Raw genomic sequence first — 14,343 nt, 5'->3', positions numbered from 1 at the left:
CGGCGATCCGGCGAGTGCGGTCGTTTATACACCACGGATATACCCTCAGAGTATAGTCTCGGGCCATGAGCGTTCCCCTTGCGCTGCTCGGCCTCCTGGAGCGGGAGCCGAGCCATGGTTACGACCTGAAACGCGACTACGACACCTACTTCGGCGGGGGCAGATCCCTGCCGTTCGGCCAGGTGTACTCCACGCTCGCCCGCCTGGCCAGGGACGGCAAGATCGCCGCCGGGCAGAGCGAGCCGGGCGACGGCCCCGACCGCAAGCGCTATGCCATCACCCCGGTCGGCCGGAACGAGGTGGAGAAGTGGCTGGCCGAGCCGGTCGCGGCCGAGCCGTACCTGCAGACGGTGTTGTTCACGAAGGTCGTGCTGGCGCTGATGCTGGGCCGCGACGCGGCGGGCTACCTCGACGCCCAGCGCGCCACGCACCTGCGGCGGATGCGGGAGCTCTCCGAGATCAAGCGCGGCGGCGCGCTGATCGACACGCTCCTCGCCGACCATGCCCTGTTCCGGCTGGAGGCCGACCTGCGGTGGATCGACGTCACCCAGGCCAGGCTGGGGGCGCTGGCGGAAACGGTGCGCGAACGATGATCGTCGACGCACTGCTGCGGGCCGAGGGCATCAGCCGCTCCTTCGGCAGCACGCCCGCGCTGCGGGAGGCCGGCCTGTCGGTGGCCGCGGGCGAGGTCCTGGCCATCATGGGGCCCAGCGGTTCCGGCAAGTCGACGCTCCTGCACTGCCTGGCCGGGATCTTCACCCCGGACACCGGCGAGGTCTGGTTCGACGGGCGGCGGCTCGACACGCTGGACGACGGTCGCCGCAGTGAGCTGCGGCGCACCGCCTTCGGGTTCGTCTTCCAGTTCGGCCAGCTCGTGCCCGAGCTGACGGTGGCCGACAACGTGGCGCTGCCGCTGCTGCTCGGCCGTACCAGGCGCAAGCACGCCTACGCGCGGGCCGCGTCCTGGCTGGAGCGGCTGGAGCTGGGCGGGCTCGGCGGCCGGCGTACCGGTGAGCTGTCGGGCGGGCAGGCGCAGCGGGTGGCCATCGCCCGCGCGCTGGTGACGAAGCCGCGCGTCATCTTCGCCGACGAGCCGACCGGCGCGCTCGACTCGCTGACCGGCGAGCACGTGATGGACCTGCTGGTGGGCCTGGCCCGTGAAGAGGGCGCCACCGTGATCGTGGTGACGCACGACGCCCGGGTGGCCGCCTGCGCCGACCGCGAGGTCGTGGTGCGCGACGGCAAGGTCACCGACCCGTACGCCGGCGGGGTCCTCCGATGATCCTGCTGGGGCTGCGGCTGTCGCTGCGCAGCGGCAGGGAGACGGCGGCCCGGCTGGCGCTGATCGTGGCCGGGGTGGCGGTCGGCGTCTCGGTGCTGCTGGCGACGTTATCGCTGTTCAACGCCTTCCAGGCCACCGGCGACCGGCCCTGCTGGGAGTGCACGCGCGGCACGGCGCCCAGCGGCTGGGCCCTGGACGCCGCCGGCGACGGCGCCCTGTGGAACTTCCGCGAGGACTTCTACGCGGGCCGGACAATCACCAGGCTCGACGCCGCCGCGCTCGGTGACCGGGCGCCGGTCATCCCCGGCCTGTCCCGCATGCCCGGCCCCGGCCAGTACTACACCTCCCCCGCGCTGGCCGGGCTGCTGGACTCGGCGCCGCGCGGGCAACTCGCCGCCCGCTTCCCCGGGGCGCGGGCGGGCCTGATCGGCCGGGCCGCGCTGGCCGGGCCCGACGAGCTGGTCATCGTCGTGGGCGGGACGCCGCAGCAGGTCGCCGCCATGATCGGCACCCGGCAGGTCGACACGGTCGCCACCGAGCCGGCGGTCGACCAGAGCGCGGACGTCTACCGGTTCGGGTTCGGCATCGCCGCCGTCGGGCTGATCGTCCCGCTGCTGGTGCTGGTGGGCACCGCCACCCGGCTGGCCGCCGCCCGCCGAGAGACGCGCTTCGCGGCGATCCGGCTGGTCGGCGCCACCTCCCGGCAGATCAACGTCCTCGCCGCGGTGGACGCCGCGCTGGGCGCGCTGCTCGGCGCCCTGGCCGGCGTCGTGCTCTTCCAGCTGGTACGGCCGGTCGTGGCCGGGATCCGGATCACCGGTTCGCGCTTCTTCCCCGAGCTGGCCGTCCCGAGCCCCTGGCAGTACGCGGCCGTACTCGTCTGCGTGCCCCTCGTCGCGGCCGGCGCCGCCCTGTGGTCGCTGCGCCGGGTGCGGATCTCGCCGCTCGGCGTGGCCAGGAAGGCCGCCCCGCCGCCACCGAGGGCGTGGCGGGTGATCCCGCTCCTCGCCGGGCTGGGGCTGTTCGCGGGCCCGGCGTTCCAGGACGGCAAACCCGACACCCTGCTGGCCAACGCGGGGATCGCGCTCGTCATGGCCGGTCTCGTGCTGGCCGGGCCGTGGCTGACGATGCTCGGCGCGCGCCTGGCCGCCCGCCTGACCCGCGGCGCGGCGACGCTGCTGGCCGCGCAGCGCCTGGCCGCCGACCCGAAGACGGCCTTCAGGTCGGTGAGCGGGCTGGTGCTGGCCGTGTTCATCGGGACGACGATCGCGGCCCTCGTGCCCACGGTGGTCACGGGCCAGCAGGCCGTGGCCGGCGGCACGCTCAACAACGTGCTGGGCGCCACGCTCTGGCGGCCGGGCATCGCGAGCCTGTCACCGCGGGCGGCGGCGGACCTGCTCGCCCAGGTGCGTGCCCAGCCCGGCGTGGACGTGCTGCCGATCTACGCCAGGGCGGATCTGGAGCACCTGCGCCCGCCGCCCGACGGCTCGCCGCCCGCGACCTCCGTCGTCGAGTGCTCGAGCCTGGCCCGCTTCCCCGTGCTCGGCCGGTGCCCTGAGGGCGCGCAGGCCGTGCTGGGCCGGTTCGACCGCGTCGTCGGCGCCGACAACCCCCTCACCATCGACAGGCTCCTCCCGCTGGCCGGCCCAGCCAGCGAGTCCGCCTCCGCCGCCGGGCTGGACCTGATGGCCGTCATGATCCGCACGGGCGACGCGGCGACGCTGGAGCGGCTGCGTACCGTGGTGGCCGGCTACACCGCGCAGGCGCCGATGACCTTCGCCGAGGTCGCCCAGGTCAGGGCCGACCTGTACGCCAGAGCGGAGAGCATCGCGCTGGCCATGGTCGCGCTCACGCTGGTCGCGGGCGGCTGCAGCCTCGTGGTGGCGGTCGGCGGCGGGCTGGTGGAGCGCAGGCAGCCGTTCACGCTGCTGCGGCTGGCCGGCACGCCCACGCGGACCCTGGCCACGGTGGTGCTGCTGGAGTCGGCACTGCCGCTCGTCCTGGCCGCCGTGCTCGCCGCCGGTGCCGGCTTCGGCGTGGCCGAGCCGGTCATCGGCCAGCTCGCGATGAAGGGCGCCTCGCTGGCGATGCCCGGGCCGGTCTACTTCGCGTCTCTCGGCGGCGGCCTGGCCGCCTCCCTCCTGGTGATCCTCACCGCCCTCCCGCTGCTCAAGCGCATGACCGCGCCCGACAACGCGCGTTTCGAATAGGAGTTGCGATGAAGCTGAAATCGGCCGCGCTGATCGCGCTGGCCCTGGTCGCCGCCGTGGTGGTGGCGGTGCGTACCGACGCGCCGGCCCTGGCGGACGACGGCCGCTACTCCGCCGAGATCCGGCGCACCGAGTACGGCATCCCCCACATATCCGCCAGAGACCACGGCGGGCTCGGATTCGGGTACGGCTACGCCTTCGCCCAGGACAACCTCTGCGTGCTGGCCTCCTGGGTGGTGACGCTGCGGGGCGAGCGGTCCCGGTACTTCGGCCCCCGGGCGGAGTCCGACGACCCGGTCCGCCCGGTCGCCAACCTGGTCAGCGACGTCTACTACAAGAGCGTCGCCGACTCCGGAGTGGTGGCGCGGCTGCTGGCCCGGCGCGCGCCGCTGGGCCCGAGCGACGAGCTGCGCCGGCTCGTCGACGGCTACGTCGCCGGGTACAACCGCTACCTTGAGCAGACCGGCGTGGCGAACCTGCCGGATCCCACCTGCCGGGGCAAGGCCTGGGTCGGCCCCATCACCGCGACCGACATGTGGAACAACCTCCTCGACCTCAGCCGGATGGTCGGCATCGCCGGGATGAAGGAGTACGTCGTCGGGGAAGCCGAGGCCGAAGGGCCGGAGCGCAGGCCCGCCGCGGGCAGCAACGCCTGGGCGCTCGGCCGCCGGGCGACCCGCGACGGCCACAGCATGGTGCTGGCCGACCCGCACTTCCCCTGGAACGGGATCCGCCGCTTCTACCAGGTGCAGCTGACCATCCCCGGCGTGCTCGACGTCTCCGGCGGCAGCCTGTACGGCACGCCGGTCGTCCAGATCGGTCACAACGCGACCGTGGCCTGGGCCCACACGGTCTCCCACGCCCAGCGCTTCAACCTCTACCGGCTCGACCTCGTGGACCGCACCAGCTATCGCGTGGACGGCCGGGCCGAGCCGATGGGCCGCCAGGAGGTGCAGGTGACCCTGCAGGACGGCACCGTCGTGGGCCACACCCTCTACACCTCGCGCTACGGCCCGGTGCTGGCCGCCGGGCAGACCGACAAGGTCGCCTACGCGCTGGCCGACGTCAACGCCGGCAACCTGCGCCCGGCCGACGAGTGGCTGGCGATGGCCAGGGCGCGGGACCTCACCCAGCTGCGCGCCACCCAGAGCACGTATCAGAGCATGCCGTTCGTCCACACGCTCGCCACCGACGTCGGCGGGAACGCCTACTTCGCCGACACCTCGATGGTGCCCCATGTCACCGACGCCCAGGCGGAGCGCTGCGGCAAGCCCTCCCCCATCCCGGGCCTGGAGGAGTACGTCCTGGACGGCTCGACCTCCGCGTGCCTGTGGGGCAAGGACCGCGACGCCGTCGTGCCCGGCATCTTCGGGCCCGGCAGCCAGCCGAGGCTGACCCGCGCCGACTACGTGGCCAACTCCAACAACACCTTCTGGATGACGAACCCGTCGGCGCCGCTGACCGGCTACCCGCGCGCGTTCGGCAAGGCGCGTACCGAGCTGGAGCCGCGCCCCCGCGTCAGCCTGGACATGATCGCCCGGCGGCTGTCCGGGGCCGACGGGCTCGGCGCTCCCGGCTTCACCCTGGAGACGCTGCAGGGCAGCGTGCAGGGCAAGCGCAACTACACCTTCGAGCTCATGCGCTCGGACCTGGCGAAGCTGTGCCGCAACAGCACCCTGACCACGTCCGACGGCAAGCGGATGGAGGTGCGCGAGGCCTGCCGGACGCTGCGCGAGTGGAACGGGCGAGCCACCCTGGACGGCCGGGGGGCCATCCTGTGGCGCGAGTTCTTCCAGCGGCTGGGACGCCCCACCAGGCCGGGAGACCCCGTCTACAGCCCTTGGCGGGTGCCGTTCGATCCCGAGCGCCCGCTGGCCACTCCTCGGGGTCTCAAGAGCGACGACCCGGTCGTACGGCTGGCCCTGGCCGATGCCGTGGCCGCTTTCCAGGCCGACGGCATCCCCCTCACGCTCACCCCGGGCCAGGCGCAGCACTACTCCTCGGTCCCGATTCCCGGCTGCACCGAAGGGGAGGGCTGCTTCGACAGGGTACGCATGCGCGGCAAGCTCGGCGCGGACGGGCGCTACCCGGAGGTGGACACCGGCTCGACCTTCATGATGGCCGTCGAGCTCACCCCCGCCGGGCCGCGTACGCGCACCATCCTCACCTATTCGCTGTCCGCCAACCCCAGCTCGCCGCACCACACGGACCAGACAGTCCTGTTCTCGCGCGGCCAGTGGGTCACCGAGCGCTTCACCGAGGCCGAGATCGCCGCCGACCCGCGGCTGAGGACTTCCACGGTGCACGGGTGACAGCCTGAACCGTCAGCGGTCCCCGGTAAGGCCGAGGCGGGCGGCCAGCCTGGTCCGTACCGGATCGTCGCCGGGCCGGTCGATCTCGTCGAGGATGTCCAGCGCGGCCCGCCACTCCTGGCGGGCCGCCGCTTCGTCACCGGCGGACCGGTGGGTGTCGCCGAGGTTGAGCAGGCACGCCGCCTCCTCCATGCGGTCCCCCGCCTCCCGGAACAGCCGGAGAGCGTGCCGGTAGCGGCTGACGGCCTGGTCGTGGTCGCCGGCGCGGTGGTAGGCGTAGCCCAGGCTGTCCAGGGCGGCCGCCTGGCCGTACGGGTCGCCGAGCGCCTCGAACAGGGCGACGGCCTGCTCGCAGTGGTCGATGGCCTCGCGGTGGTGCCCGAGTTCGGCGTGCTCCCAGCCGACGGAGTTGAGAATGTCGGCGGTGCTGCTCTTGTCGCCCAGGTCCCGGTACAGCTCGAGCGCCCGCTGGGCGTGCGCGAGCGCCTGGCTGTGGCGCTTCTGAGCGCTGAACACCATGGTGAGGCTGTGGTTCGCCCGAGCCTGGAGCGCCAGGTCGCCGAGCCGGCCGGCCAGGTCGAGTGCCTGATCGAGATGGAGGCGGGCGTCGTCGTACCGGCCGAGCCGCAGATGGGTGCGGGCGATGGTCTGGTGCGCCCGGCACTGTGCGACGAGGTCGTCCTGGTCCCGGGCGGCCTCCAGGGCGGCCTGCTGCGTGGTGAGGATGTCCTGCCAGCGCCCCTGGCGGTTGAGGAAGTCGGCCAGCGACCAGGCCAGCTGCCAGGCGTGCGTGGCCAGCCCGGCGTCGGCGGCCCGCCTGACCGCCCACAGCAGCACCTGGTTCTCGGCGGCGAGCCAGTCTGCCGCCTGCTGCTGGTCGCGCAGGACGACCGGGACGGCGCCGGGGGCGAGGGGTTCGGTCAGCTCGATCGCCCGCCGGTTGGGGTAGAACAGCAGGGCCGCCGCGTGCGCGGTGTGCAGGTAGTGGTCGAGCAGGCGGCGCAGCGCCGCGTCGCGCTCGGCCTCGGTGTCCTCGGCGTACGCCCGTTCGGTCGCGTAGTCGCGCAGCAGGTCGTGGAGGGCGAAGCGGCCGGGAGCGTGCTCGGTGACCAGGTGCGCGCGGACGAGCCCGGCCATGGGCCGCCGGGCGTCCGCGCCCATGAGGCTGGCCGCGGCGGGCGGCGGGATGTCCGGTCCCGGGTGCAGGGCCAGTAATCGGAACAGCCGGGCCGCCTCCGGCTCCAGCGCGCGGTACGAGGCGGCGAACACGGTCCGCAGGTCGGCCGACAGCTCGCCGGCGTCCAGCGCGTCGAGCCGGGTGGACTCCGCGCGCAGCTCCTCGGCCAGGGACGCGAGCGGGAGCCACGGGCTCATCAGGGCGCGGGCCGCGATGATGCTCAGCGCCAGCGGCAGCCCGGCACAGCGCTCCACCAGGGCGGCCACCGCCTCCGGCTCGGCGTCGACCCGCTCGGACCCCAGGTGGTGCAGCAGCAGCCGGCGGGCTTCGGCGGCGTCGAGCACGTCCAGCGGCACGTGGCGGGCGTCGTGGCCGGCGATCAGCCCGGGGAGCTGGTTCCGGCTGGTGACCAGCACGGTGCAGGAGGGCGTGCCCGGTAGCAGGGGGACGACCTGGGCGGTGTCGCGGGCGTTGTCGAGCACGATCAGCAGGCGTTTGCGGGCGCTCAGGCTGCGGTAGAGCGCCGTCTGCTCCTCCGGCCGCTGCGGGACGGCGGCGGGATCCGCGCCGAGCGCGCTCAGCAGCAGGCGCAGGGCCGTCTCCACCGGCATCGGCGCGTTCCCGGCGTCGAACCCGCGCAGGTCCAGGTAGATCTGTCCGTCCGGGAAGCGGTCCACGTGGTGGTGCGCCCAGTACAGGGCCAGCCAGGTCTTGCCGATGCCGCCGTACCCGCCGATGGCGGAGATCATCGCCACTCGATCGGTGGTGTCGCCGGTCAGCGCGTCGTCGAGGGTGGCCAGCTCGCGCGGGCGTCCGACGAACACCGGCGGCGGCGCGGGCAACTGGCGCGGCACCACGACCCCGGCGGATGCGGGCGTGGACGCGGGGGCGGATTCGGCGGGGGCGGGCGCCACTGCGGCGGTGAGCATCTGGTGGTGCAGCATCCGCAGGTCGGGGCCGGGGTCGACGCCGAGGTCGGCGGCCAGCCGCTTGCGGATCCGCTCGTACTGCTGGAAGGCCTCGCCCTGGCGGCCGCTGCGGTACAGGGCGAGGATCAGCTGGGCGGCCGGGCGTTCGTCCAGCGGGTGTTCGGCCGCCAGGGACTCCAGGGCGCCGAGGAGGGCGGCGTGGCCGCCTCGGCGCAGCCGTACGTCGTGGTAGGCCAGGCGCGCGGCCAGCCGCTCGCCCTGCAGGACGTGCCGCTGCGCCCGCGCCCACGAGGTGTCCAGGTCGGCGAAGGGCTCGCCGCGCCACAGGTCCAGAGCCTGCTCGTACAGGCGTTCGGCGGTGGCGTCGTCGCCCGTGCGGGCCCGGTTCCGCAGGTCGCGGAAGCGGTGCAGGTCCACCGCGCTCTCGTCGGCCCGCAGCAGGTAGCCGCCGCCGCTGCGGCGGATGCCGCCGTCCCAGGCCGCCGGCAGGGACGTACGCAGCCGGGACAGGTAGCTCTGCAGGGTCGCGGTCGGCCGGCGCGGCGGATCCTCCCCCCACACGCAGTCGGTCAGCTGGTCGAGGGACACCGGCTGGTTGACCTTCACCAGCAGCGCCGCCAGCACACTTCGCTGCCTGGCCGGCCCCAGCTCGATCGCCTGGCCGTTCACCCAGGCGCAGATCTCGCCCAGCACGCCGAAATCGACTCGTAGCACGCTTCCGTCAACCCTCCAGAGACCGGCTCACCATCCACCCCGTCTGGATGCTCGCACGCCGCAGGGCGCCCCGCACCACCACCTGCGTGAGCGGAGCAATGGGGCGTGTGCTCTGGGTAGCTATACTCGGTACATATACCCCAATATGCACAATTTTCCCCCGAATCGACGCTGACGACCCGGCGACGTGGTGAGGGGATGGGATGGGCGAACAGCGTACGCAGGGCCCGCGGACCATGTGGGCGGACCAGGTTTCCGAGGAGCGAAGACGGCTGCTCGCGGAGGTCGGTGACGATCTGTGGGGGATCGAGCTCCTGCGGTTCGCGCTCCAGCAGGCGGTGGCCGATCTTGCCGGGCTGGGCGGGATGGTGCACCTCGGGAGCCCCGGCCACGGCGGCGGGCTGCGTCTCGTCGTGACCAGCGGACTGCCCCCCGCGCTCACCCACGCGTGGGAGCGCGTCGACGGCAACGGCCCGCTCGCCCCGGCCCGCGCTTTCCGGAACGCCGCGTCCGTCCGGGTGCCCATGGCGAACGTCGCCGCCGGCATCCCCCAGCAGGGCCCCGCCACGACCGACGCCCGGTCCTGGCCCGACGGCACGGCGATGACGGCCGTCCCGCTGCTCGGCCCGGCGGGGCCGGTCGGCGCGCTGTCGATCGTGACGGCCTCCTCCCACGAGCCCTCGTCCGGCCAACGGGCCTTTCTCGACCTGCTGAGCCGATGGGTGGGCGAGCGCCTGGGCAAGTCGCCCGGCTCGGGACCCGCGGGCGGGCAGGGCGGGTCCGCCGGCTCGCACCTGCCACAGCACCTGGAGACCATCGGCACGTGGGACTGGGACATCCGGACCGGTGACGTCATCTGGAACGACGCGATGCTCACCCTGCTCGGCATCGAGCCGGGCACCTTCGACGGACGCATCGAGACCTGGATGGCCATGGTCCATCCCGAGGATCTGCCGTGGGTGCTGGCCGACATCGACGAGGCCATCCGCGCGGGCAGGTTGTACAGCACCGAGTACCGGGTGTGCCGCCCGGACGGGACGGACGCCTGGGTGCGGGCCCGCGGCCGGTTGCTGGTCGACGAGAACGGCGAGCCGGCGCGCATGGTCGGCACGCTGTGGGACATCACCAAGACCCATGACGACCTCGAGGCGGTGGCGGGGCCGGAGACGGCCCATACCGAGCGCGCGGCCCTGGAGCGGTCCGCCCGCATCAAGCAGCTGACCAGGGCGCTGGCCGAGGCGGTCACCGTTCGGGACGTCGTCGACGCCTCCGCAGAGCACATCCTGCCGGCGTTCGGCGCCGCCGGTCTCATGCTCACCTTCCTGGAGGGCGACCACCTACGGCCGGTCGGGTTCATCGGGTACTCGCAGAAGTTCGTCGACCGGGTGACCCGGATACCCGCCGCCGGAGGGCTCCCGATCGCGCAGACCCTGCGGGAGCGTACGCCGCTGTTCGTCAACTCCGTCGAGGAGTACATCGAGCGCTACCCCGCCACGGCCGACCTGCCGGCGGCGGGCGGCAAGAAGGCGTGGGCCTTCCTCCCGCTGATCGCCTCGGGACGCCCCGTCGGCAGCTGCGTCGTCTCCTTCACCGAGCCGCGCCAGTTCACGGGTGAGGAGCGCGACCTGCTCACCACGCTCAGCGGGCTGGTCGCCCAGGCCATGGAACGGGCCCGCCTGTACGACAGGGAGCACACGCGCGCCCAGGAACTGCAGCGCGGGCTGCTCCCGCGCGAGCTGCCCCGCCTGCCCGCGGTCACCGCCGCCGCCCGCTATCTGCCCGCCGGCAAGGACATGGAGGTGGGCGGCGACTGGTACGACGTCATCCCGCTGTCGGCGGACCGGGTCGCCATCGTCATCGGCGACGTCATGGGACACGGCGTGACCGAGGCGGCCACCATGGGCCGCCTGCGCACGGCGGTCCGCACCCTGGCCGACCTGGAACTGCCTCCCGACGAACTGCTCACCCACCTCAACGACGTGGTCAGCGACCTCGGCGACGACTTCTACGCCACCTGCCTGTACCTGGTCTACGACGCCACCACCCGCTCCTGCGTGCTCACCCGCGCCGGCCATCCGCCGCCCGCCGTCGTCCACCCCGACGGCAGCGTGCACTTCCCCGACGCCGATCCGAACTCGCCCCTCGGCGCCGCCACCCCGCCCTTCGACACCGTACGGATGGAGCTGCCCGAAGGCAGCCTGCTGGTGCTGTACACCGACGGCCTGGTCGAATCCGCCACCCTCGACATCGACCAGGGCATAGCCGATCTCGCCAAGGCGCTGGGCGACGCGGTCCCGGGGATCCCGCCCGCGGCGACGTGCCGGCACCGGGACCGGGACGGGACCCCGCTCCACTGCGCCGAGTGCCTCGAATCCCTGTGCGACAGCCTCACCGCCACCCTGCTGCCCGGCAGGCAGGGCACCGCCGACGACGCGGCCCTGCTGGTCGTCCGCACCCATGCGCTGCCGAAGGACGACATGGCCAGCTGGCCGCTGCCCGAACACCCCAAGGCCGCCGGTGAGGCCCGCGAACACGTCCGCGCCCAGCTCAGCGCCTGGCACCTGGACGACCTGTCGATGACCACCGAACTGCTGGCCAGCGAGCTGGTCGGCAACGTCGTCCGCCACGCCAAGGGCCCCATCCACCTGCGCCTGCTCCGCAGCAACGTGCTCACCTGCGAGGTCTCCGACGGCAGCCTGACCACGCCCCGCATCCGCCGCGCAGCCGACACCGACGAGGGCGGCCGCGGGCTCCAGCTGGTCTCCGCGATCTCCCATCGCTGGGGCACCCGCTTCACCGACTCCGGCAAGTGCATCTGGGCCGAACAGCCCCTCCAGCCCGCGCCGCCCGCCCTCTAGGACGGTCTCGCTCTCAAGGCGTCGAGCCTCTCCTGCACGAGCTTGGTCTTCTCGGTGCGGTGCTGGTCCTGGTAGATGGCCAGGGCCTGGCCCCAGGCGCGGGCGGCTTCGTCCTGCTGGCCGAGGGCGTGGTGGGTGTCGCCGAGGTGGGAGAGCGTGTCGGCCTCCTGGCTGGCGTTGCCGGTCTCCCGCCGCAACGTCAGGGCCTCGCGGTAGTAGTCGAGGGCTCGGGCGTGACGACCGGTGTGGTGGGCGATGTAGCCGAGACTGTCGAGGGTCGCCGCCTCGCCGTTGCGGTCGCCATGGCTGCGGAGCAGGGCGAGCGCCTGCTCGCAGTACTCCTGGGCCTTGGCGAAGTCGCCGAGCATCGCGGTGCCCCACCCCAGGGAGTTGAGCGCGTTGGCCTCCCCCATGGCGTCGTCGATCTCCCTGTACAGCCGCAGCGCGTGCTCCAGATGGACCAGCGCCTGCGCGGGCTCGTCCCGGTGGCCCCAGGCCAGCGCGAGCGTGTGGCGGACGTGGGCCTGGCCGGCGACGTCTCCTGATCTCTCGTACAGGGCGAGGGCTTCGGCGAAATGGGACAGGGCCTCCGCATGGTGCCCCGCCCGGGTGCAGGCGCGGCCGAGTAACTGGTGGACGAGGGCGTGGGCGGCCAGATCGGTCGCGTGTTCGACGGCGCTGGAGGCCAGGCGCCAGGCCGAGACACAGTTCTGGAGCAGGTTGTGGGCCAGGTGGAAGGTGTCGAGCGTCCACGCCAGTTGCCAGACGGCGACATGCAGATCGTGCTCGGCGGCCAGCCGCTGGGCGGCGAGCAGGCAGGCGTGCTCGGCCTTGAACCAGGTCTGGGCCGCCGCCACGTCCGCCAGCGCGTCCGGCAGGCAGCCCGGAGCCGGCGGCTCCATCTGGATGGCGCTGCGGCGGCGCGGGGAGAGCAGGCGGTCGGCGGCGTGCGACGTGTGCAGGTAGAAGTCCACGAGGCGGCGCACGGCGGCGGTACGGGCATCCGCGCCCAGGTCGAGGCGGGCGCGGTCGATGGCGTAGAGGCGGACGAGATCGTGCATCCGATAGCGGCCGGGAACGTGCTGATCCAGCAGATGGGCGGTTTCCAGGGTGCGCAGCAACGTACGGGTGTGCGCCACCGGACGGCCGACGAGGCTGGCGACGGCGAGCAGGCTCGTGTCCGGGCCCGCCACGAGGCCCAGGTGGGCGAAGGTCTCGGCCGCCTCGGGGGCCAGCACGCGATAGGAGGAGCCGAAGATCTCGCGCAGGTCGGTGCTGAGCTCTTCGGTCTGCAGAGCGTCCAATCGGGTGGTCTCCGCCTGGAGTTCGTCCGCCAGCGCGGTGAGGGGCAGGCCGGCGTTGATGATGGCCCGTGCGGCGACGATCCCCAGTGCCAGCGGCAGCCCCGCGCACGTCTTGATGATGTCGTCCACCGCCTCGCGTTCGGCCACCATGCGGTCCTGGCCCAGGCGGCGTTTCAGCAGCTGGCCGGCCTGCGCGTCGGACAGCGGCGCCAGCCGCAGCAGATGGGCGCCCTCGGCCGCGATCAGGCCGGTGAGCGCGGTCCGGCTGGTCACCAGGGTGAGCGACTCCGGAGACGGGGGCAGCAGCGGGCGCACCTGGTCGGGGTCGCGGGCGTTGTCCAGGACGAGGAGCACCCGCCGCCCGGCCAGCAGGCTCCGGTAGAGCCCGATCTGCTCTCCGACGGTGGAGGGCATCCGGTGGTGGGGCACGTGGAGGAACCCCAGCAGGATCCGTACCGCCTCCGACGGTGACATGGGCGACGCGCCCGGGCTGAAGCCTCGCAGGTCCACGTGGAGCTGACCGTCGGGGAAGCGGTCGCGTGCCGTGTGGGCCCAGTGCGCGGCGAGCGCGGTCTTCCCGACCCCGCCGGTGCCGGTGATCACGCAGGTCGTGGTGGCCCGCGGCGCCTCGTCCGGGAGCGGGAGGAGCCCGTCCAGCTCGAACAGCTCGGCTTCCCTGCCGCTGAAATGCTTGACGTCCGAGGGCAGCTGGCAGACCGGCGTCCACGGCGCGGGCTCGCTCACCGACGTGGTGCCGGCCAGGATGGCGGCCTGCAACTGCTGGAGCTCCTCGCCGGGCTCCAGGCCCAGCTCGTCGGTGAGCACCGAGCGGGCGTGCTGGAAGGCCTCCAGCGCTTTGTCCCGTTGTCCCGCTCGTGAGTGGGCGAGCATGAGCAGCCGCCACGCGCGCTCGCGCAGCGGCTGCTCGGCGACGAACGCACGCAGGTCCTCGATCACCTCCGCGGGCTGGCCGAGGGCGAGCTTCGCTTCGGCCCAGTCCAGTCTGACCACGGCCAGCCGCTCTTCCAGCTCGGTCACGCGGGCGAGCATGTGACCGGAGAGCTTGGTGCCTTCGGCGGGTTTCCCCCGCCACATCGCCAGAGCCCTCTCGAACTCGACGACGGCTGCGCGGACGTCGCCCGCCTCGGCCTCCTTCCGCGCCAGCCGGATCGCCTGTTCGAACTGGAGGAGGTCCACCTCCTCGGCGCGCGCCTCGAAGGTGTAGCCCGTTTCCCTGGTGAGCAGCCGCGTGTCGAGCGACAGGCTCCTGCGGAGCTGACCGATGTAGGTCTGCAGGTTGGGGATGGCCGAGGCAGGGGGGTTCTCCCACAGGGCCTCCACCAGCCGCTCCCTGGACACCAGCGTGTTGACGTTGAGCAGCAGGCTGGCGAGGACGGCGCGCGGCTTGCCACTGAGATGCACCTGCCGGCCGTCGGCCCAGCTCACCCGCACCGGGCCCAAGATTGCAAAGGTCGCGTCGATCATGACCCGCTCCTCGCCTGTAGTGGCTCTGTAGCGTGCTTGTGGCACCAGCGCCGATTGTGACCCAGCGGGCAA

7 protein-coding genes are annotated in these 14,343 nt (G+C 73.2%); 5 read left to right on the top strand and 2 right to left on the bottom strand.

From position 1 onward, the window contains the following. The first annotated feature begins 65 nt into the window (after positions 1-65). Genes ACIBI9_RS00165 through ACIBI9_RS00150 form a run of 4 tightly spaced genes read left to right on the top strand, consistent with a single transcriptional unit; the run spans position 66 to position 5,804 of the window. Positions 66-593, top strand: a complete 528-nt coding sequence (locus ACIBI9_RS00165; protein WP_397219705.1) for a PadR family transcriptional regulator — start codon at positions 66-68, stop codon at positions 591-593. Then, the gene (locus ACIBI9_RS00160) at positions 590-1,282 is read left to right on the top strand and encodes an ABC transporter ATP-binding protein (RefSeq protein ID WP_397219704.1); all 693 of its coding nucleotides are present in this window, start codon (positions 590-592) and stop codon (positions 1,280-1,282) included. The genes ACIBI9_RS00165 and ACIBI9_RS00160 overlap by 4 nt, the downstream gene beginning before the upstream one ends. Next, positions 1,279-3,492: an FtsX-like permease family protein gene (locus ACIBI9_RS00155; RefSeq protein ID WP_397219703.1), complete on the top strand. Its 2,214-nt coding sequence runs from the start codon at positions 1,279-1,281 to the stop codon at positions 3,490-3,492. The genes ACIBI9_RS00160 and ACIBI9_RS00155 overlap by 4 nt, the downstream gene beginning before the upstream one ends. An 8-nt stretch (positions 3,493-3,500) precedes the next feature. After that, entirely contained in the window at positions 3,501-5,804 is a 2,304-nt protein-coding gene (locus tag ACIBI9_RS00150; protein WP_397219701.1) for a penicillin acylase family protein, read from the top strand. A gap of 12 nt (positions 5,805-5,816) precedes the next feature. Here the strand turns inward: ACIBI9_RS00150 and ACIBI9_RS00145 are convergent, their stop codons facing one another. Beyond that, positions 5,817-8,624, bottom strand: a complete 2,808-nt coding sequence (locus tag ACIBI9_RS00145) for an AfsR/SARP family transcriptional regulator (protein WP_397219700.1) — start codon at positions 8,622-8,624, stop codon at positions 5,817-5,819. A gap of 203 nt (positions 8,625-8,827) precedes the next feature. On the opposite strand from ACIBI9_RS00145, the gene ACIBI9_RS00140 reads away from it, so the two are divergent. Continuing rightward, positions 8,828-11,482 (top strand): SpoIIE family protein phosphatase, encoded by a 2,655-nt coding sequence (locus ACIBI9_RS00140; protein ID WP_397219699.1) that lies wholly within the window; start codon positions 8,828-8,830, stop codon positions 11,480-11,482. Here ACIBI9_RS00140 and ACIBI9_RS00135 read toward each other — a convergent pair. Continuing rightward, entirely contained in the window at positions 11,479-14,271 is a 2,793-nt protein-coding gene (locus tag ACIBI9_RS00135; RefSeq protein ID WP_397219698.1) for a BTAD domain-containing putative transcriptional regulator, read from the bottom strand. The genes ACIBI9_RS00140 and ACIBI9_RS00135 overlap by 4 nt on opposite strands. Positions 14,272-14,343 lie beyond the last annotated feature (72 nt).

The organism is Nonomuraea sp. NPDC050451, from assembly GCF_044458585.1.
Note: the sequence above shows the minus strand (reverse complement) of the source record. Positions and strands in the feature narration are given on the sequence as shown.